This is a genomic window from Inquilinus limosus DSM 16000 (genome assembly GCF_000423185.1).
GTDB lineage: Bacteria > Pseudomonadota > Alphaproteobacteria > DSM-16000 > Inquilinaceae > Inquilinus > Inquilinus limosus.
The window spans coordinates 23,540-43,308 of the sequence record NZ_AUHM01000036.1; the positions used below are offsets into that span (position 1 = coordinate 23,540).

The 19,769-nt window shown below is 70.1% G+C and carries 21 protein-coding genes; 15 read left to right on the plus strand and 6 right to left on the minus strand.

All coding sequences use genetic code 11. The features are described from left to right. Window positions 1-204 precede the first annotated feature (204 nt). Window positions 205-1,233 carry an efflux RND transporter periplasmic adaptor subunit gene (locus G537_RS39800; RefSeq protein WP_245579143.1) on the plus strand — a complete coding sequence of 343 codons (1,029 nt, stop codon included), beginning with the start codon at window positions 205-207 and terminating at the stop codon, window positions 1,231-1,233. After that, a complete protein-coding gene (locus G537_RS39805) occupies window positions 1,230-4,376 on the plus strand; it encodes an efflux RND transporter permease subunit (RefSeq protein WP_281171504.1) in 3,147 nt (1,048 codons plus the stop codon). Before G537_RS39800 ends, G537_RS39805 begins: the two co-directional genes overlap by 4 nt. Window positions 4,377-4,487: 111 nt before the next feature. Here G537_RS39805 and G537_RS0125380 read toward each other — a convergent pair whose 3' ends face one another. Continuing rightward, the gene (locus G537_RS0125380) at window positions 4,488-5,057 is read right to left on the minus strand and encodes an ankyrin repeat domain-containing protein (protein ID WP_026872502.1); all 570 of its coding nucleotides are present in this window, start codon (window positions 5,055-5,057) and stop codon (window positions 4,488-4,490) included. 148 nt (window positions 5,058-5,205) lie between these two features. Here G537_RS0125380 and G537_RS0125385 point away from each other — a divergent pair, with 148 nt between their 5' ends. The 4 genes from G537_RS0125385 to G537_RS0125400 all read left to right on the plus strand — a co-directional run bounded on the left by G537_RS0125385 (window position 5,206) and on the right by G537_RS0125400 (window position 9,086). Further along, window positions 5,206-5,859, plus strand: coding sequence for a peroxiredoxin (locus G537_RS0125385; RefSeq protein WP_026872503.1), 654 nt, complete (start codon window positions 5,206-5,208; stop codon window positions 5,857-5,859). 21 nt (window positions 5,860-5,880) lie between these two features. Continuing rightward, window positions 5,881-6,126 (plus strand): hypothetical protein, encoded by a 246-nt coding sequence (locus G537_RS0125390; RefSeq protein WP_026872504.1) that lies wholly within the window; start codon window positions 5,881-5,883, stop codon window positions 6,124-6,126. 140 nt (window positions 6,127-6,266) lie between these two features. Beyond that, a complete protein-coding gene (locus G537_RS0125395) occupies window positions 6,267-6,875 on the plus strand; it encodes a hypothetical protein (protein ID WP_155888765.1) in 609 nt (202 codons plus the stop codon). A 414-nt stretch (window positions 6,876-7,289) separates the two neighbouring features. Next, a complete protein-coding gene (locus G537_RS0125400; protein ID WP_051249124.1) occupies window positions 7,290-9,086 on the plus strand; it encodes an ABC transporter ATP-binding protein in 1,797 nt (598 codons plus the stop codon). A gap of 18 nt (window positions 9,087-9,104) precedes the next feature. Here the strand turns inward: G537_RS0125400 and G537_RS0125405 are convergent, their stop codons facing one another. Further along, window positions 9,105-10,013 carry a LysR family transcriptional regulator gene (locus G537_RS0125405; RefSeq protein ID WP_026872507.1) on the minus strand — a complete coding sequence of 303 codons (909 nt, stop codon included), beginning with the start codon at window positions 10,011-10,013 and terminating at the stop codon, window positions 9,105-9,107. A 110-nt stretch (window positions 10,014-10,123) separates the two neighbouring features. Here G537_RS0125405 and G537_RS0125410 point away from each other — a divergent pair, with 110 nt between their 5' ends. The 4 genes from G537_RS0125410 (at window position 10,124) to G537_RS0125425 (ending at window position 13,586) form a co-directional block, all read left to right on the plus strand. Beyond that, window positions 10,124-10,876, plus strand: coding sequence for an SDR family oxidoreductase (locus G537_RS0125410; RefSeq protein ID WP_026872508.1), 753 nt, complete (start codon window positions 10,124-10,126; stop codon window positions 10,874-10,876). Between the two features lie 28 nt (window positions 10,877-10,904). After that, the gene (locus G537_RS0125415) at window positions 10,905-11,804 is read left to right on the plus strand and encodes an SDR family oxidoreductase (RefSeq protein ID WP_026872509.1); all 900 of its coding nucleotides are present in this window, start codon (window positions 10,905-10,907) and stop codon (window positions 11,802-11,804) included. Window positions 11,805-11,907: 103 nt separating this feature from the next. Beyond that, a complete protein-coding gene (locus G537_RS0125420) occupies window positions 11,908-12,834 on the plus strand; it encodes an SMP-30/gluconolactonase/LRE family protein (protein WP_034852997.1) in 927 nt (308 codons plus the stop codon). 14 nt (window positions 12,835-12,848) lie between these two features. Further along, window positions 12,849-13,586, plus strand: coding sequence for a GNAT family N-acetyltransferase (locus G537_RS0125425; protein ID WP_026872511.1), 738 nt, complete (start codon window positions 12,849-12,851; stop codon window positions 13,584-13,586). Window positions 13,587-13,660: 74 nt separating this feature from the next. On the opposite strand, the gene G537_RS0125430 is transcribed toward G537_RS0125425, so the two are convergent. Next, on the minus strand, window positions 13,661-14,530 hold the full coding sequence (locus G537_RS0125430; RefSeq protein WP_026872512.1) for a glutamate racemase: 870 nt from the start codon (window positions 14,528-14,530) through the stop codon (window positions 13,661-13,663). A 166-nt stretch (window positions 14,531-14,696) separates the two neighbouring features. On the opposite strand from G537_RS0125430, the gene G537_RS39810 reads away from it, so the two are divergent. Further along, window positions 14,697-15,149, plus strand: a complete 453-nt coding sequence (locus G537_RS39810) for an SRPBCC family protein (RefSeq protein ID WP_081689034.1) — start codon at window positions 14,697-14,699, stop codon at window positions 15,147-15,149. A 54-nt stretch (window positions 15,150-15,203) separates the two neighbouring features. After that, window positions 15,204-15,722 carry a hypothetical protein gene (locus G537_RS39815; RefSeq protein WP_211230506.1) on the plus strand — a complete coding sequence of 173 codons (519 nt, stop codon included), beginning with the start codon at window positions 15,204-15,206 and terminating at the stop codon, window positions 15,720-15,722. 151 nt (window positions 15,723-15,873) lie between these two features. Here G537_RS39815 and G537_RS43140 read toward each other — a convergent pair whose 3' ends face one another. Continuing rightward, the gene (locus tag G537_RS43140; RefSeq protein WP_425402305.1) at window positions 15,874-16,245 is read right to left on the minus strand and encodes a DUF2165 family protein; all 372 of its coding nucleotides are present in this window, start codon (window positions 16,243-16,245) and stop codon (window positions 15,874-15,876) included. A 138-nt stretch (window positions 16,246-16,383) separates the two neighbouring features. Here G537_RS43140 and G537_RS0125450 point away from each other — a divergent pair, with 138 nt between their 5' ends. The 3 genes from G537_RS0125450 (at window position 16,384) to G537_RS0125460 (ending at window position 18,711) form a co-directional block, all read left to right on the plus strand. Further along, entirely contained in the window at window positions 16,384-17,283 is a 900-nt protein-coding gene (locus tag G537_RS0125450) for a LysR family transcriptional regulator (RefSeq protein ID WP_026872513.1), read from the plus strand. Window positions 17,284-17,414: 131 nt separating this feature from the next. Then, a complete protein-coding gene (gene wrbA / locus G537_RS0125455; protein WP_026872514.1) occupies window positions 17,415-18,014 on the plus strand; it encodes an NAD(P)H:quinone oxidoreductase in 600 nt (199 codons plus the stop codon). Window positions 18,015-18,222: 208 nt separating this feature from the next. Beyond that, window positions 18,223-18,711 (plus strand): GNAT family N-acetyltransferase, encoded by a 489-nt coding sequence (locus G537_RS0125460; RefSeq protein ID WP_026872515.1) that lies wholly within the window; start codon window positions 18,223-18,225, stop codon window positions 18,709-18,711. Here the strand turns inward: G537_RS0125460 and G537_RS0125465 are convergent. Both G537_RS0125465 and G537_RS0125470 read right to left on the minus strand, forming a co-directional pair. After that, a complete protein-coding gene (locus G537_RS0125465; protein ID WP_026872516.1) occupies window positions 18,708-19,154 on the minus strand; it encodes an acetyltransferase in 447 nt (148 codons plus the stop codon). The genes G537_RS0125460 and G537_RS0125465 overlap by 4 nt on opposite strands. Beyond that, a complete protein-coding gene (locus tag G537_RS0125470) occupies window positions 19,151-19,711 on the minus strand; it encodes a GNAT family N-acetyltransferase (RefSeq protein WP_026872517.1) in 561 nt (186 codons plus the stop codon). The genes G537_RS0125465 and G537_RS0125470 overlap by 4 nt, the downstream gene beginning before the upstream one ends. Between the last annotated feature and the right edge of the window lie 58 nt (window positions 19,712-19,769).

The following is a 19,769-nucleotide window of genomic DNA, read 5'->3' on the forward strand; positions in this document are numbered from 1 at the left end:
CGTCGCACCCCGTCGTCCGAATATGTTGTGCAGCGCAAAAAACTCTCAGGCAAAGGGGCGGTCACCGTGAGCAAGTCGTCTTCACTTCGCGCCGTCGCGTTGGCCCTCACCGTGGCCGCCGCGCCGATTCTCGCATCTTGCAACGAAAGTGCCGGTGAAGCCCAGGCCCAGACGCAATCCGCGCCCCCGCCGCCGGAGGTGACGGTGCAGGAGGTGTCGGCCGCCCCCGTGCCGCTGACCTACACCTATGCCGGCCGCGTCTCGGCCTTCCGCGAGATCGAGGTGCGCGCCCGCGTCGGCGGCATCCTCCTGAAGCGCGAATACACCGAGGGCGCGCGGGTGACCGAGGGGCAGGAGCTGTTCCGCATCGACCCCGCAACCTACGAGGCCGAGGTGGCGCGCGCCAAGGCGCAGCTGCAGCAGGCCCAGGCCCAGCTCGCCAACGACCGCGTCAATGCCGAGCGCGCCGCCCGGCTGTTCGCCAGCCGCGCCGGCTCGGAGAAGGACCGCGACGACACCGCGGCCCAGGTCCGCACCGACGAGGCGGCGGTGGCCGCGGCCGAGGCGCAGCTCAAGGCGGCGCAGCTCAACCTCGACTACACGACGGTGACGGCGCCGCTCGGCGGCATGACCAGCATCGAGGAGGTGCCGGAGGGCAGCCTGATCAGCGTCAACGGCCTGTTGACCCGGATTACCCAGCTCGACCCCGCCTATGTCACCTTCTCCTTCAGCGACGCCGATTTCGCCGAGATCCGGCGGCTGCTCGACCAGGGCAAGGTCGACGGGCCGCAGGACCGCCGCTTCCCGGTGACGGTGAAGCTGGGCGACGGGCGGGTCTACGACCAGGGCGGCACCATCAACTTCACCGACAGCATCGTCGACGGCGCGACCGGCACGGTCCGTGCCCGCGCGGTGCTGCCGAACGCCCAGGGCCTCCTGATGCCAAACCAGTTCGTCCGGGTCACCGTCGGCGGCCTGACGCTGAAGCAGGGCATCGTGGTGCCGCAGGTGGCGGTGATGCAGGGCCCGCAGGGGCCGTTCGTCTACGCCCTGGGCGAGGGCGACAAGGCCGAGGCGCGGCCGCTGACGCTCGGCCGCGAGGTCGAGGGCGGCTGGCTGGTCGAGAGCGGCCTCAAGGGCGGTGAGCGGATCATCACCGAGGGCGTCATCAAGGTCCAGCCGGGCAGCCCGGTGCGGCCCTCGGCCGCCAAGGTCGCGCAGGTGACCCCGTGATCTCCCGCTTCTTCATCGACCGGCCGGTCTTCGCGGCCGTTCTCTCGATCGTCATCACCCTGGCCGGGCTGGTGGCGATGCGCGTGCTGCCGATCGCGCAGTATCCGGAGATCGTGCCGCCCGAGGTGTCGGTCACCGCGACCTATTCCGGCGCCAGCGCCGAGACCGTGGCCCAGACCGTGGCCGCGCCGCTCGAGCAGCAGATCAACGGCGTCGACGACATGCTGTACATGCGGTCGACGAACACCGGCGACGGCACCATGACGCTGACCGTCACCTTCAAGATCGGCACCGATCCCGATCAGGCGACGATCAACGTCAACAACCGCGTCCAGCGCGTGCTGCCGACCCTGCCGCAGGAGGTGCAGCGCACCGGCGTCCGCGTCGACAAGCGCTCCAGCTCGATCCTGCAGGCCGTGATCCTGCACGACGAGAGCGGGAAGTACGACCCGATCTACCTGAACAACTACGCGCTGCTGAATGTCATCGATGACCTCAAGCGCGTGCCCGGCGTCGGCGACGCCTCGCTGTTCGGCGCCGGCAAGGACTATTCGATGCGGATCTGGCTGCGGCCGGACAAGCTGGCGCAGTACGACCTGACGCCGAGCGACGTCGCCGCCGCGATCCGCGAGCAGAACGCCCAGTTCGCCGCCGGCCGCTTCGGCGAGGAGCCGGATGCGAATGGCCTCGCCTTCACCTATTCGGCGACGACCGATGGCCGCCTGCCGAACGCCGAAGCCTTCGAGAACATCATCCTGAAGTCCGACAGCAACGCGGCGACGCTGCGGCTGAAGGACGTGGCGCGGGTCGAGCTCGGCGCCCAGGCCTACAACTCCGCCGCCAACTACAACGGCAAGCCGGCCGCCGCGATCGGCATCTATCTGCAGCCCGGCGCCAACGCGCTGGAGACGGCGGAAGGCGTGAAGGCGCGGATGGAGGAGCTGAAGCAGGCCTTCCCCGACGGCATCACCTACGCCATCCCCTACGACACCACCCGCTTCGTCCAGGTCTCGATCGACGAGGTGATCAAGACCTTCATCGAGGCGATGGTCCTGGTCGTGCTGGTGGTCTTCGTCTTCCTGCAGAATGTGCGGGCGACGCTGATCCCGGTGATCGCCGTGCCGATCTCGATCATCGGCACCTTCGCCGGCATGTACATGCTCGGCTTCTCGATCAACCTCCTGACGCTGTTCGGTCTGATCCTCGCCATCGGCATCGTCGTCGACGACGCGATCGTCGTGCTCGAGAATGTCGAGCGCATCATGCGCACCGAGAAGCTGCCGCCGAAGGAGGCGGCGCGGAAGGCGATGGACGAGGTGTCGGGCCCGGTCATCGCCATCGTGCTGGTGCTCTGCGCCGTGTTCGTGCCGGTCGCCTTCATGGGCGGCCTGGCGGGCGAGATGTACCGCCAGTTCGCGGTCACCATCGCGGTGTCGGTCATCATCTCCGGCATCGTCGCGCTGACCCTGACCCCGGCGCTCTGCGGCCTGATCCTGAAGCCCGGCCATCACGAGCCGGCCCTGCCGTTCCGCTGGTTCAACCGGGTGTTCGACGGCATCACCGCGGCCTACACCGCCGGCGTGCGCTTCTTCCTCAAGCGCTTCGCCATCGGCCTCCTGCTCTTCGCCGGCTTCGTCGGCGTGGCGGGCTACCTGTTCCAGCAGATCCCGGGCTCGCTGGTGCCGGACGAGGACCAGGGCTACCTGATCGTCGCCGCCTTCCTGCCGCCCGCCGCCTCGCTGGAGCGGACGGAGAAGGCGCTGGCCGAGGCGACGCAGAACGTCCTGAAGCATCCGGCGGTCAGCGAAAGCATCGACGTGCCCGGCTTCGACCTGCTGTCGGCCGCGCAGAAGACCTATGCCGGCGTCGTCTTCGTGCCGCTGAAGGACTGGTCGCAGCGCACCGATCCGGCGCTCGACGCGCGCAACCTGCCGATGCCCTTCATGGGCATGAACGCCGGCATCAAGGACGCGATGGTGCTGGCCTTCAACCCGCCGCCGATCATGGGCATGAGCACGACCGGCGGCTTCGAGGCCTATGTCCAGGACCGCACCGGCGCCGGCTATCCGGCCTTGGCCCAGGTGACGCAGCGGCTGGCCGAGGCCGCGGCCAAGCGGCCCGACCTGGCCGGCGTGCGGTCGATGTTCAACATCGCCATCCCGCAATACAAGCTCGACGTCGACCGCGAGAAGGCGCGGGCGCTGGGCGTGCCGATCTCGTCGATCTTCGACGCGATGCAGGCCACCTTCGGCAGCCTCTACGTCAACGACTTCACCCTGTACGGCCGCAACTACCGGGTCAGCCTGGCCTCGGAAGGCGACTTCCGCCAGCGGCCGGAGGACCTGAAGCAGGTCTTCGTCCGCGCCGACGGCGGCGCCATGATCCCGATCGACGCGCTGGTGAAGACGCGCCGGATCACCGGCCCCGACCAGGTCGAGCGCTTCAACATCTTCCCGGCGGCGAAGATCATGGGCGGCCCGGCCCCGGGCTTCTCCTCGGGCCAGGCGATCGCGGCGATGGAGCAGCTGGCCAAGGAGGTGCTGCCCCAGGGTTACGCCCTGGCCTGGACCGGCTCGGCCTTCCAGGAGCAGTCGGCCGGCGGCTCCGGCAACCAGGCGCTGCTGTTCGGCCTCGTCATGGTGTTCCTGATCCTGGCGGCGCAGTACGAGCGCTGGTCGCTGCCGATCGCGGTGCTGACGGCCGTGCCCTTCGCCCTGTTCGGGGCGCTGGTCGCGGTGTGGCTGCGCGGGCTGCAGAACGACGTCTACTTCCAGATCGGCCTCGTCACCCTGATCGGCCTCGCCGCCAAGAACGCGATCCTGATCGTCGAGTTCGCGGTGCTGAAGCGCGAGGAGGGGATGGGCGCGGTCGAGGCGGCGCTGGAGGCGGCGAAGCTGCGCTTCCGGCCGATCGTGATGACCTCGCTGGCCTTCATCCTGGGCTGTCTGCCGCTGGCGATCGCCAGCGGCGCCGGCTCGGCCAGCCGCCATTCGATCGGCACCGGGGTGATCGGCGGCATGCTGGCCGCCACCGCCATCGCCACCTTCTTCATCCCGATGTTCTACCGGCTGATCGCCTGGCGCGATCGCAAGAAGCCGGCCACCGAAGCGGGCCCCGCCTTCCCCCAGGCGGAGCGCCCGTGAGACGGGGCCGCCCCACGGCCCCGCCTCGGTCCCGGTCGTCATCGCTGCCCCTCGACGACCGGGACTCCTAACCGGACGGGGCGCGGATCGCAACCGCGCCCCGTCCGCGCCTCAATCCGACAGGCCCGCCTTGCGCAGCCGGGCCGCGACCGACCGGGACCGGCCGCCGGCCTGGGCCCAGCCCAGGGCGGAGCGGCCGGTGAAGTCGCGCAGCTGCGGGTTGCCGCCGCCCGCCAGCAGCGCCTCCACGGCCGGCAGGCTGCCGCTGCGGGCGGCGGCCATCAGCGGCGTCAGGCCCTCGCGGTTGCCACGGTTCGGGTTGGCCTTGCCGTCCAGCAGCGCCCGGATGGTGCCGGCATCGCCGCCGTCCGCCGCCCAGAACAGCGGCGTGTTGCCCAGGGAATCGGGCTGGTCCGGCTGGGCGCCGAAGCGCAGCAGCTCGCGCGCCAGGGCGGCGTTGCGTTCGCGGGCGGCGATCACCAGCGCGGTGCGGCCGTTGAGATCGGTCGCATTCGGCGACGCGCCGCTCAGCAGCAGCGTGCGGACCCGGTCGAGATCATTGGCGTCGACCGCCTGGATCAGCTCCGGCGCCCGGCGCAGCACGTCGATCTCGGCCAGGGCCGGGCCGCCGAGGGTGAGAAGCAGCGCTGCGGCCGCCGCGATGCGTGCGCCTCGTGTCATCCCCGATCCTCCGGCAGGCCCGCCGGCCCGGCGGGCTCGGGCGCGAGCTTATACCGCGCCCCGCAGCCGGGCCAGCCGGTTGGCCCCCGCGGCGGAGCTGGACTATGCTCAAGCCGACGCCGCATCGCCGTCACCAATGGGTCCCGCCATGACCGAGACATCCCCCCTGCCCAGCCTGCCCCGCCTCGGGCAGGTGGCCCCGCCCTTCGAAGCCGAGACCACGCACGGGCGCCTCGCGCTCGAGGATTTCCGCGGCAGCTGGGTCGTGTTCTTCTCGCACCCGGCCGATTTCACCCCGGTCTGCACCACCGAATTCGTCGCCTTCGCCCGGATCGCCCCGGCGCTGAAGGAGCGCGGGGTCGAGCTGCTGGGCCTGTCGATCGACAGCATCTACGCCCATCTCGCCTGGACCAAGCGGATCGAGGAGCTGTTCGGCACCAGGATCCCGTTCCCGGTGATCGCCGACAGCGACCGCAAGGTGGCGACGCTGTACGGCATGATCATGCCGGAGCAGTCGGGCACCGAGACCAGCCGCTGCGTCTTCGTCATCGATCCGGCCGGGGTTGTCCGGGCGATGATCTACTATCCGCTGACCACCGGGCGGAACATCGACGAGATCCTGCGCCTGATCGACGCGCTGCAGACCACCGACAAGCACAAGGTCGCGACGCCCGCCGACTGGCGCCCCGGCGACAAGGTGATCGTGCCGGCGCCGCGCACGATCGAGGACGCCGACGCCCGGGCCAAGGGCGGCTACGAGTACACCGACTGGTGGTACTGCCGGACCGAGGTGAAGGACTGATCCGCCCGCCGTGCCGAGACCATGGCCTGCATCAATCCCGACGGCACGCTGACCGAGGTCGCCAAGCGCAGCCTCACCCTGCTCGCGGTCCCGCACACCGCGGCGCAGCTGGCCGAGGCCGCCGGCCTGCCGGTCTGGCGGGTGCGCGCCACCCTGCGCGAGACCGGCCGGGCGAAGCTGATCGCCTGCCTCGACCCGGAGGCCGACGATCCGGCCTGGCAGCTCACCGAACTGGGCGTGGAAGCCTTGGAGCTGAGTCAGGACTGATCGCGCTTTACTGATGCATCACAATGGGATAAGGGTTCGCCTTGAAGCATTATATGAGCTGGGTCGCATTTCAGATTCTGTCGGCCCGGCTTCTGCGCTAGAGTGCGGGCGATGGATCTGCGGGGGTACCGATGAGGACGATGAAGGGTTTTGCCGCGGCCGCGTTGGCCGCCATGGCGCTGGCGGCTTGCCAGGAGGCGCCGCCGAAGCCACAGACGGGGGGGCTGTTCCCCGATGTCGGCAACTACCAGCCGGTGAACCTGCCGGCGAAGGCGCAGTTGACGCCGACAGAGGTGCGCTACGACCTGCTGGTCAAGCTGCAGACCGAGATGATGGTCACCGGCCTGAGCTGCAAGGAAGAGTACAACGATCCGACGATCTTCCGGACCTTCAGCCAGTGGGTGGTCAACAACGACGACCGGATCCTGGACACCCAGGACAAGCTGGGCAAGCTGCTGGCCAAGTACAACAAGGGCAACGGCGCGCGTCTGTTCGACACCTACCGCACCAAGATGGCGAACGACGAATCCCAGCGCATGCAGCGGATGACCCAGGTGGCCTACTGCCTGGCGCGCAAGGACCAGTTCGCCGAGGTGGTGAAGTACACCCCGCAGCAGCTCGACGACTATCTGAACAAGTCCTACGAGATGCTGCACGTGCGCTACAACGAGGTCGGGAAGACGCAAACCGCGGCGGCGCCGGCCGACAAGTCGGCGGCAGCTCCGGCCCAGAAGCCGAAGAAGCCGTAAGGTCCAGTTTTCTCTTTTGCCGATCCATCCGGAAAGGGCCGCGCGAGCGGCCCTTTTTGTATCTGGTGGGCGTGTGTTCCCATCAGGCTTGCCGAAACATTCTGTCGCTGGTATCAAGAGCCTCCCGCCCGTTGCGGCGGGTTGAAGGCGTCCACGAAACGGCAGAGGGGGAGTTGCAGTGACATCGCCACGCATCGTCAGCTCCCCGGACCTCCGTCACTAGGTAGGTCCGCCTCCGCGCTCCCGGCTGGTCTGGCCCCGGGGGCCGCCGGACCCCCGCCGAGGACGCGCCGACACAGCCGGGCGTCCCATCTCGAAACCCTCAGATCGCCGTCGGTGCCGGGCCCGGGCCCTCGCCGACTCGCCTGAACCGTTCAGCCGGGAGGACACCGTTTCGGCGGTGTCGGAACGACCGTGGCGCTAGACCAGACCACCAACCAGAATCCTCTGCTGCGCGTGCTGCGCTTCAGCTATGGCCACTGGCGCCGCCATCCGCTGCCGGTCGCGCTCGCGGTCGGCGGCGTGCTGGCGTCGACCGCGATCGACGTCGTGCTGCCGGTCTTCGCCGGCCGCATGGTCGACGCCATCGCCTCCGGCCCTGGCGGCTATGACGCGGCGCTGCAGGCGCTGCTGACCATCGTCGGGCTCGGCATCGTCTATGTGGCGCTGCGCGACCAGGTGTTTCGCGCCATCATCCGCCTGACCACCCGGGTCATGCAGGCGATGACGCAGGAGGCGTTCTGGCGCGTCCAGCGCTTCTCCACCGACTGGCACGCCAACAGCTTCGCCGGATCCACGGTGCGCAAGATCAGCCGCGGCACCTGGGCGATGGATCTGCTGAACGACGTGATCCTGGTCGAGCTGCTGCCCTCCATCCTCGTCCTGCTCGGCGCCACCGCCCTCCTGGCGGCGCGCTGGCCGCTGATGGGGGCGGCGGTGGCGGCGGGCGTCGCGCTGTTCCTCCTGGTCAGCCTGGTTCTGGTGCTGCGCTACGTCGCCCCGGCGGCGCGGCTGGCCAACGAGATGGATTCGAAGCTGGGCGGCAACCTCGCCGATTCGATCGGCTGCAACGCCGTGGTGAAGACCTTCGGCGCGGAGCGGCGCGAGGACGCCTTCATCGCCCGCACGGTCGAGACCTGGCGCCAGCGCACCATCCGCACCTGGCATCGCGGCACCAATTCCGGCACCACCCAGAACCTGATCATGGTGGCGCTGAACGGCATGGTGCTGGGCATCGGCCTGTGGCTGTGGCAGCGCGGCCTGGCGACGCCGGGCGACATCACCTACGTCCTCGGCACCTACGCCCTGATCCACGGCTATCTGCGCGGCGTCGGCATGCATGTCCGCAACCTGCAGCGTGCGGTCAACGACATGGAGGAGCTGGTCGACTTCATGGACCAGCCGCTGGGGGTCGAGGACCGGCCGGGCGCGCCGGCGATCAGGGTCGAGGCCGGCCGGATCGACTTCGACGCGGTCACCTTCCGCTACCAGGGCCAGAAGCAGCCGATCTATGACGGCTTCACCCTGACCATCGCCCCGGGCGAGCGGATCGGGCTGGTCGGCCATTCCGGCAGCGGCAAGAGCACCTTCGTCAAGCTGGTGCAGCGCCTCTACGACCTGAACGGCGGCGCCATCCGCATCGACGGCCAGGACATCGCCGGGGTGACGCAGGAGAGCCTGCGCCGCCAGATCGCGCTGGTGCCGCAGGAGCCGGTGCTGTTCCATCGCACCCTGGCGGAGAACATCGCCTATGGCCGGCCCGACGCGACGATGGAGCAGATCGTCGAGGCGGCGAAGCAGGCCTATGCCCACGACTTCATCTCCCGCCTGCCGCAGGGCTACGACACGCTGGTCGGTGAGCGCGGGGTGAAGCTGTCGGGCGGCGAGCGCCAGCGCGTCGCCCTGGCCCGCGCCATCCTGGCCGACGCGCCGGTGCTGATCCTGGACGAGGCGACGTCCAGCCTGGACAGCGTGTCGGAATCGCTGATCCAGCAGGCGGTGGAGAAGCTGATCGTGGGCCGCACCACGATCATCGTCGCGCACCGTCTGTCGACCGTGCAGAAGGTCGACCGCATCCTGGTGTTCGACCGCGGCCGGATCGTCGAGCAAGGCACCCATGCCGAGCTGGTGAAGCGCGAGGGCGGCCATTACCGCACCCTGTTCGAGCACCAGGCGATGGGGCTGATCGACGGCGAGGAGGAGGCGGCCTAGCGCCGCCTCCGGCGGCCCTCAGCCGCCCTCGACCGGCGGCAGGCGGGCGGCGAACTCCGCCGCCAGCCAGTCGATGAACACCCGCACCCGCGGCGACAGCTGCCGGCTGTGCGGGTACAGCACATAGACCGGAGAGGGGACGGGCGGCGTGTCGGCCAGCACCTCGACCATGGTGCCGGCCGCCAGGTCCTCGGCCAGGCGGTAGCGCGGCAGCTGGATCAGCCCCAGCCCCAGCCGGCCCGAGGCGAAGTAGATCTCGGCGCCCGCCGCCGACACCGTCACCGGCAGCGTCACCTCGCGCCGCGCGCCGCCGACCGTGAACTCCAGCGGCAGCAGGGCGCCGGTGGCCGAGGACAGGAAGCCGACCATGCGGTGGCCGTCCAGGTCGTCGGGCGTGCGCGGCGTGCCGAACCGCTCGAGATAGGCCGGGCTGGCGAAGGTGCCCTCCTGCAGCACCGCGATCCGCCGCCCGATCAGCGAGCTGTCGGCGGGCTGGCCCACCCGAAGCACGCAGTCCACGCCCTCGCGGACCAGGTCGACGAAGCGGTCGCCCTCCCCGAAATGCAGCTGGATCTCGGGGTACTCCGCCAGGAATCGCGGCAGGCCGGGCATCATGAAGGACCGGGCCAGGATGCCGTGCACGTTCACCCGCAGCAGCCCCTTCGGCTTCGCCCCGGTGAAGGCGGCCTCGGCCTCCTCGATATCGGCCAGGATCGACAGGCAGCGCTGGTAATAGGCCTCGCCGTCCAGCGTCGGCCGGACCTGCCGGGTGGTCCGCTGCAGCAGCCGCACGCCCAGCCGCGCCTCCAGCTGCTTCACCCCTTCGGTGGCGGTGGAGCGGGGCAGGCCGAGATCCTGCGCCGCGAGCGAGAAGCTGCGCCGCTCCACCACCCGCAGGAACAGTCGCATCGCGTCCAGCCGGTCCATGGATATTGTTCCGGATATCCGAATGATGATGCCGGATCAGAGCAGATTATCCGGCAGCTGATAAGGTCCATCTTCCCCTCACCGACACGATGTCGGGTTTGGAGGACAAGATGAGCGAAGACAGCAGCAAGGTCGCACCCAAGGTGGCCATCGTCACCGGCGCCTCCCGCGGCATCGGCGCCGCGATCGCCGAACGGCTGGCCGCCGACGGCTTCACCGTCGTCATCAACTACGCCGGCAATGCGGAGGCTGCCGAGGCCCTGGCCCGCGGCATCGAGCAGAAGGGCGGCCGGGCCCTGACCGCCCAGGCCGACGTGGCCGATCCCGCCGCGGTGCGCCGGATGTTCGAGGCGACCGAGACCGCCTTCGGTGGCGTCGACGTGGTGGTCAACAATGCCGGCGTCATGCAGCTGGCGCGGATCGCCGACGCCGAGGACGCGCTGTTCGACCGGATGGTGGCGATCAATCTGAAGGGCACCTTCAACGTGCTGCGCGAGGCCGCGAAGCGGCTGCGCGACGGCGGCCGGATCGTCAATTTCTCGACCAGCGTGGTCGGCACGAAGCTGGAGACCTACGGCGTCTACACGGCGACCAAGGCGGCGGTCGAGGCCCTCACCGGGATCCTGGCGAAGGAGCTGCGCGGCAGGGCCATCAGCGTCAACGCCGTGGCCCCGGGCCCGACCGGCACCGACCTGTTCTTCAACGGCAAGTCGCCGGAGCTGATCGAACGCCTGGCCAAGGCCGCGCCGCTGGAGCGGCTGGGCACGCCGCAGGACATCGCCTCGGTCGTCTCCTTCCTGGCCGGGCCGGACGGCGGCTGGGTCAACGGCCAGGTGCTGCGCGCCAATGGCGGCCTCGTCTGACCAGGCCTGAATTCCAGGAGAGCAAGCCATGAGCCACGTCATCGTCGTCACCGGCGCGTCGAGCGGCTTCGGCCTGATGGCCGCCCGCGCCCTGGCCCATGCCGGCCACACCGTCTATGCCAGCATGCGCGAGACCGCCGGCCGCAACGCGCCGCAGGTGGCCGAGGTCGAGGCCTATGCGAAGCAGCACGGCATCGACCTGCGGACGGTCGAGCTCGACGTCGCCTCGCAGCCCTCGGTCGATGCCGCGATCGCACGGATCATCGCCGAACACGGCCGGCTCGACGTCGTCGTCCACAATGCCGGCCACATGGTCTACGGCCCGGCCGAGGCCTTCACGCCGGAGCAGCTGGCCCAGCTCTACGACATCAACGTGCTGAGCACGCAGCGGGTCAACCGCGCCGCCCTGCCGCAGCTGCGCAAGCAGGGCCGGGGGCTGCTGGTCTGGGTATCCTCCAGCAGCACCCGCGGCGGCACGCCGCCCTATCTGGCGCCATATTTCGCCGCCAAGGCCGGGATGGACGCGCTCGCGGTCAGCTATGCCGGCGAGCTGGCGCGCTGGGGCGTCGAGACCTCGATCATCGTCCCCGGCGCCTTCACCAAGGGCACCAACCACTTCGCTCATTCCGGCACGCCGGCCGACACCGCGCGGGCGGAGGAGTATGCGAAGGGGCCGACCGCGGATTTCAGCGAGGTCGCCTTCAAGGGCCTGGCGGCGCTGGAGCCGCCGGACGCCGACCCCCAGGCGGTGGCGGACGCCATCGTCCGGGTGGTCGACACGCCCTTCGGCAAGCGGCCGTTCCGCGTGCATATCGACCCGTCGCAGGACGGCGCCGAGATCGTCAACGGCGTCGCCGACCGGGTGCGGGCGGAGCTGCTGCGCCGGATCGGGCTCGAGGACATCCTGAAGCCGCGGATGATCGGCTGAGGGGGCGCGCAGATCGGCCTGGACGGGACCCGCGGCGACGCTATCGTGCAGAGGCACACAAGCAGGCCGCGACCCGATCCAGGCCATCCGCCGGAGGAAGACCATGCCCGACATCCGCGTCGTCGCCAGCGGGCTCCAGTTCCCGGAAGGACCGGTGGCGGAGGCCGACGGCTCCGTCCTGCTGGTCGAGATCCAACGCGAGACCGTCAGCCGGGTCCGGCCCGACGGCGCGGTCGAGGTCGTGGCGCAGCTCGGCGGCGGCCCGAACGGCCTGGCGGTCGGGCCGGACGGCGCGCTCTATGTCTGCAACAACGGCGGCTTCCTGTTCCATCTCGACGGCGGCTTCAACCGCATGCGCCGCGGCGTCCATCCGCACTACACCAGCGGGCGGATCGAGCGGCTCGACCTCGCCACCGGCGAGGTCCGGACGCTCTACGACCGCTGCGGCGACCATCCGCTGCGCGGCCCGAACGACATCGTCTTCGACCGCTCCGGCGGCTTCTACTTCACCGATTTCGGCAAGCATCGCGAGCGCGACCGGGACTATGGCGGGCTGTACTACGCCCTCGCCGACGGCTCGCGGATCGTCGAGGTCGCCTATCCGATGGAGACGCCGAACGGCGTCGGCCTGTCGCCGGACGATTCGGTCGTCTATGTGTCGGAGACCGAGACCGGCCGGCTCTGGGCCTTCGATCTCGAGGAACCGGGGCGGGCGAAGAGGCACCCGTTCCCGTCGCCGCATGGCGGCCGGCTGGTCTGCGGCCTGCCCGGATATCAGCGCTTCGACAGCCTGGCGGTCGATGCCCGGGGCAGCATCTGCGTCGCGACGCTGATCACCGGCTGCATCACCGTGATCGCCCCGGACGGGACCGTGCTGCGGCAGGTGGTGCTGCCGGACGACCCGATCGTGACCAACATCTGCTTCGGCGGGCCGGACCGCAGGACCGCCTACATCACCCTGTCCGGCACGGGCCGGCTGGTGGCGATGGACTGGCCCGAGCCCGGCTGCCCGCCGGCCTTCTCCCGGTAGGTGATGATCGTCGGATGGCCGACGACATCGACCTGCTGGCGATCCAGCTGCGGACGCTGTTCCGGCTCACCGGCACGGGACGGATCGAGGGAGAGAACGACCCGGACCGCTCGCCCGGCCCGCGCTTCTGGCTCGCGGGGTGCGCCTCCGGCAATGTCTTCGCCGTCCGCGCCGATGTCGATGACGCCATCGCCGGCGAGATCGCGGTGATCGCGGCCACCGAACCGCCTTTCGTCGAGCCGGACCGGCTGCCGCGGCACATCGACCGCTATCTCGAGCTGCTGTCGCGGGCGGCCCCGCCGCCGAGTCCGGGCCTGGGGCTGACCTACAACCTGCCGCACGGGCTGCGGCACGACGGCAACACGATGCTGGTCGATGGCGACAGCCCGAACGGCCGGCGCCTGCACGGGGTGCTCTCGGCTCAGGGAATGCCCGGCGGGCTGGCCGAACTCGGCTTCCGCAGCGTCTCGGATCTCTGGTCGCCCTGGTGCGCGGCGATGGTGGGCGGGGAGATGGCAGCGGTCGCCTTCGCAGCGCGCCTGTCCGCCGATGGCGCCGAGCTCGGGGTCACCACCGCCCGTGCCTTCCGGGGCCGAGGCCATGCGGCGGCGGTCGCGGCCGGCTGGTCCCGGCTGCCGCCCCTGCGGTCGCGTACGCTGTTCTACAGCACCGACCAGGCCAACGGCTCGTCGCAGCGGGTCGTCGCCCGGCTCGGCTTGCGCTTCATAGGCTCCAGCCTGCGGCTGGCCTAGGAATGGCGAGATCGGTTGCGACGCGGGAAAGGGAGGAGAGATGGTCACCGGGATCAACCGCATCACCCGCGACCCTACCTCGCCTCGGCCAGCGCCTCTGTCCCAGCCGGCCGGAACGGCGCCGGGCGGCCGTAGAAGCGGGTGGCGAGGGCGGAGACCCGGCCGGCATCCCCGGTGGTGAAGAACAGGGGCGATGCCTCCGCCCCGTCGGCGGTGTCGAACTCCGGGTGCCGTTCCAGATAGGCCTTCAGGCTGCGGGCCGTGATGTCGGGCTGGGACAGCACCTCCACCCCCGGCGGCAGCGCCTCGGCGAAGAGGTCCGCGACCAGCGGGTAATGGGTGCAGCCCAGGATCACCGCATCCGGCGGCACGCCTTCGAGCCGCCGCATCAGCAGGGCCGAATAGCGCCGCACCGCGCGGCGCAGCACCGCCTCCGGCGCCGCCCGCTCGATCAGCGTCACCAGCACGGGGCAGGCCTGCTGCACCACGGTGATCTCCGGCGCCCGCTTGCCGATCTCCTCGACGAAGGCGCCGGTCCTGACCGTATGCCGGGTGGCGAAGATGGCGACGGTGCGCGGCTCGCCGCGGTGCCGGCCGGTGCGGATATCGGCCATCCAGGGCACGCCGGTGATCGCCTCCACCATCGGCACCAGCACGCCGATCACGCGCCGGTCCGGGTAGCGGTGCGGCAGCCAGGTCTGCTGCAGCCGGCGCAGCCCGGTGGCGGCCGCGGTGTTGCAGGCCAGGACCACCAGCCGGCAGCCCAGGCCGAACAGCCGCTCCACCGCCGCCACGGTCAGGCGGTAGATCTCCTCCGGCTCGCGGTTGCCATAGGGGGCGTGGCCGTGGTCGCCGAGATAGAGGAAGCGCTGCTGCGGCAGGTGCCGCGTCAGGGCCTGCAGCACCGTCAGCCCGCCATGCCCCGAATCGAAAACCCCGATCATCCGCGTCCCCGTGATCCTGCCCTGGCGGTAGCGGATCTTCGGGGCATTCTCAAGACGGCGTCACTCAACCGGTCGGTTGACGATTCGGAGCCGGGGTGGCTACTCTCAACCATATGGTTGAGAATGAAGCCGCGCTCGACGCCCTGTTCCCATCACCGGAGAAGGAATGAGAGCCATGGCCCCGGTCGAGACGGTCACCCAGAGCCGCATCATCAACGCCACGCCGCTGCAGGCCTACGACGCCTGGGTGAACCCGGCGAAGCTGCGGCGCTGGCTGGCGCCGCCGCCCTTCACCTGCGCCCTGGCCGAGACCGATCCGAAGGTCGGCGGCCGCTACCGCATCGACGTCGTCGGCGGCAGCGGCGAACGGCACAGCACCACCGGCGTGTACCGCGACCTCGTGCCCGGCCGGCGCATCGTCAAGAGTTGGGTCTATGACGGGCCCTTCGATGCCTTCCGCGGCGCCGAGACCGAGGTGACGGTGGAGTTCCGCGAGGTCGCGCCCGGCCGCACCGAGGTCACCGTCCATCACAGCCGGACCCCGAGCCAGGAGTATGCCGACAGCGTCCGCGGCGGCTGGGCGGGCTGCCTGGACGAGCTGGAGAAGCTGTTCCCCTGACAACCGTCCTCCGCGAGGCTAAGACAGCGCTTCGCGACAGGACGGGGACTGGCGGTGGACATCATCTGCATCAACGGGCCGATCAACTCCGGCAAGTCGACGGTGGGGCGGCACCTGAGCGGTCTCCTGCCCGGCGCCGCCTTCGTCGAGGGCGACGATCACGCCGCGCCTGACGACGCCGACCTCGACACCATCATCGCCACGGCCCTGGCCCGGATCGAGGCGCTGATCGCCTCCGCCGCAGGCGACCTGGTGATCGCCTACCCGCTGCGGGCGGAGGATCACGCCCGCCTCGCCGCTGCCGCCGGCCGGCGCGGGGCGCGGCTGTTCGTGGCCACGCTGGCGCCGCCGATGGCCGTCGCCCTGGCCGACCGCGGCGGCAGGCCGCTGTCGAAGGAGGAACGCGGGCGGATCGTCGAGATGTACGCGGAAGGCTATGCCGGCCCGCCCTTCTCCGACATCGTCATCGACAATGCGGCCCTGACCCCGGGCGAGGCGGCGCGGATCATTGCCGGCGAAGTGGCCCGCGGGCGCATGCCCGACCGCGACACGGGCGCCCTGCGACCAGCCTGAGGGCCATGCCGTCGTCCCGCGCGCGGGCGGCTGCTCAGGTAGAAGCGGCGGCAGACACCGGAAGATTGAAGACCAGGAAGCTGGCGAGGCCCCAGCCCGTCAGCAGCAGCTGGGTCAGGAGCAGCCCTTCCTGCTTGATCCAGTATCCGAATCAGAGCCCGGCCGTGAACATGGAGCTCCAGCAGAGGATGAAGGCCGCCAGGCCGAGGTTGAGCAGCATGGCACCCGAACCCGTGGCGACGTCGGCGGGGGTTCCTGCGAGGGCGATCGTGCCCGCGAGGAGAAGCAGCGCACTGGCGCCCTGGGCAAGGACGACCCCGATCAGCGCAGCCCGATGAACATGCGGGTTGCACACCGCGCGTTTCAGGAACGGCAGCGTATCGAACGGCGGGTCACGCAGAAGCGTCATCCCCATGGTCTGGCCGATCGCGGCCATCGACGCACGAAAGCCCTGCAGATGTTGAGGACGGAGACGATCATCCAGAGTGTCAGGCTCGCTGCCGTGACCAGTTGGAAAAGCCAGATGCTGGTTGTGACTGTCATCGGAATCTCGTGATGGCGTTGCTCTGGCCCCGGATGTGGCGTGTTGCGCATTGCACTTGTAATGAGCGTCTTGCGAAAATCATGTTGCCCGAAGCGCAACAGCAACCGCGGTGTACCAATGCGTCCGAGTCTGGAAGAGCTCGAGGCTTTCCTGCATGTGGCTGAAACCGGCAGCTTCACCAAGGCGGCACAGCGGCTCGGGATCTCGAAATCGGTGATCAGCCGACGCGTGAGTGGGCTGGAGCGGCGCCTGGGTGCGCTGCTGGTCAGCCGGACGACCCATGCCGTGACCCTGACCGAGCTGGGCACGGGGTTTCACGAGCGGGCGCGGCGGTCCCTGGAGGATCTGGACGAGGCGGTGGAAGCTGTCGGATTGGGTGCGAAGGCCATCCGCGGCCTGGTCCGGATCACGGCGCCGACGAATCTCGGGACGCTGCACGTGCTGCCCGCCGTCACGCAGCTCATGGCCCTCCATGAGGCTCTCGAGATCGACCTCGATCTCAATGACCGCTATGTCGATATCACCCTCGGCGGCTTCGATCTCGCGATCCGCATCGGCGATCTCAAGGATTCCGTGCTGGTGTCGCGCAAGCTCGGGAGGATCGGCCGTGCCGTGGTGGGCAGCCCAGGCTACCTTTCCGAGAAAGGAATGCCGGTCGTGCCGGAGGATCTGGAAAGGCACGAGTGCCTGACCTACGCCAACATGAATCCGGCGGAGCAGTGGCGGTTCCTGGTCCGCGGCGAATGGAGGACCATCCGCACGCGCGGGCGGCTGAAGACGAATGACGGCAGCGCCCTGTTGGCGGCAGCCATCGCGGGACGCGGGCTGGTCGGGCTGCCGCGCTTCATCACCGACGAGGCCGTCGCGGCCGGCCGGCTGGTTCGCGTGCTCGAGGACTTTCCCCTGCCCGAGGTCGGGCTCTTCGCCCTGTTCCCGTCGAGCGCCCGGCTCCCCGGGCGGGCTCGGGCGGTGCTGGAACACCTCGCCGGACACTTCGAGAGGGTCCTTCGCGTCTAGCATCGGCCCCGGCTTGCCTTCCCCTCGGTTCGGTTGCTGTTGTGGAAACGGCAACACCGTGGTGGCATTCAGCGGGCTACAGTCGATCTTCGAAACTCAGTAGGTCTGGGGGCGTCAACAGGAGAACCCCCATGGCAAAGATCCTGGTCCTCTACTATTCGGCCTATGGCCATATCGAGACGATGGCAAAGGCTGTTGCGGACGGCGCGAGAGAGGCCGGCGCCGAGGTCGCGGTCAAACGCGTGCCTGAGCTCGTTCCGACCGACGTGGCCCGGGAAGCCGGCTACAAGACCGATCAGTCCGCGCCGTTCGCCACCATCGACGAGCTTCCCGGCTATGACGCGATCATCTTCGGCACGCCGACGCGCTACGGCATGATGGCGGCCCAGATGAAGAACTTCCTCGACCAGACCGGCGGCTTGTGGTTCGAGAACCGGCTGGTCGGAAAGGTCGGCGCCGTCTTCACCTCGACGGGGTCCCAGCACGGCGGCCAGGAATCGACGATCCTGAACTTCCATACCGTGCTGCTGCATCTCGGAATGATCATTGTCGGCCTGCCCTACAGCTTCGCCGGCCAGACGCGGATGGACGAGATCACCGGCGGATCGCCCTACGGTGCATCCACCCTTTCGGGCAGCGACGACCGTCGCCGGCCATCGGGGGGCGAACTCGAAGGCGCGCGCCATCAGGGGCGGCATGTCGCGGCGATCGCGGCTCGGCTCGCGGCCTGATCTTGGAAGAGGCGGCCGGCCGTTGACCATCGCCCGGCCGGCCGATAGCCTGCCGGCATGATCCGTCGTCCTCGTCCCGCTCCGCGATACGGTGCCCCGCCCTTTTGAGGCGGCGGGGACGATGTTTCATGCCCACCCATGCCGCCGGTTCCGGCGGCATTTCCATATCGGGGTCCCGGGGCCGTGCGGCGCCACCAGGAGACCCGACATGCCGCCCGTCATCATCCGCCCGGCCCGGCCGGACGAGCACGCCGCGCTCTGCATCCTGTTCGCCGAGCTCGACCGGTTCCACCGCGAGGTCCGGCCCGATGTCTTCGTCGAGCCGGACGGGCCCGCGCGCAGCCCGGAGCTGGTCGCCGGACTGATCGCCGGGCCCGACAGCACCATCCTCGTCGCCGATGACGGCGGCACCCTGGCCGGCCTCGCCACGCTGGTCGAGAAGACGATCCCGGCCAATCCGGTCCGGCCGGAGCGCCGCTTCGTCGAGATCGACAACCTGGTGGTGATGCCGGGCCATCGCCGGCGCGGCATCGCCGGGCTGCTGCTCCGCCACGCCGAGGACTGGGCGCGCAGCCGCGGCATCGGCAGCCTCGAGCTCAGCGTCTGGGAGTTCAACACCGGGGCGGCCGCGTGCTACTTGGCGGCCGGCTTCGTCCCGTCCACCCGCCGCCTGGCCAAGCCGGTGGCGCCGCCTTAGCCGGGGGCCGAGGTCATGTGGATCAGCGGGAAGGGCTGGCCCAGGCTGTCCAGCGGCGACCGGCCGGTCTCGCGGAAGCCGCATTTGCGGTAGAAGGCCAGGGCGGCCGGATTCTGCTCGTTCACGTCCAGCGTCAGCTCGCCCTTCAGCGCCGCGGCATGGGCCAGCAGGGCCCGGCCGATGCCGCGGCCGTGCCGGTCCGGGTCGACGAACAGCATCTCGACCTTGGCGCCGTCCAGCCCCATGAAGCCCTCCGGCGTGCCGCCCGGCCCGTCCGCCACCCACAGCTCGACCGCCGCCAGATACTGGTCGCGCAGCAGCGGCAGCATCGCCTCGATGTCGGCCTCGGCGAGGAAATGGTGGGTGGCGCGCACGGCGCGCAGCCAGATGTCCAAGAGGGCCGGATGGTCCTCCGGCCGGCCGGGGCGGATCGCGACGGTCACGGCCGGCCGCCTCCGACCCGGCTGCGCCACTCCTCGCGGGTCTGGCCCCAGATCTCGACCTCGAAGCTGTCGAAGGGCGGCGGCAGCAGGCTGTTGCGCCGGAAGCGCGAGCCCAGCCGGCGCGCCACCGCCTTGGACGGCTCGTTCTCCGGCGCGATGCAGTGGATCACCTCGGTCCAGCCGAGGCGGTCGAAGGCCCAGTCGATCGTCGCCGCCGCGCCCTCGGTGGCATAGCCCTTGCCCCAGGCGGCGCGACACAGGCCCCAGCCGACCTCGGTGCCGGGCCAGCCCTCGGGCCGCCACGGGCCGAGCCGGCCGACCCAGCGTCCGGTCGCCTTTTCGATCACCGAGAACATGGCGAAACCCTGGATGGTCCAGGCGCCGGCCATGGCGATGAAGCTGCGCCAGGCCGCCGGCCGCGGCTGGACGCCGCCGAGGAACCGTGCGGCCTCCGCGTCGGCCATCATCTCGGCCCAGCCGTCGAAATCCTCGGCCCGGGTCGGGCGCAGGATCAGACGGGATGTCTCCAGCACCGGCGGGGGCTCCGGGGTTGGCATCGGGCGCCTCCTGAATCGCGGAGGGCAGCAGGCCCGATCCCGGCCGGGCGGTCAAGCG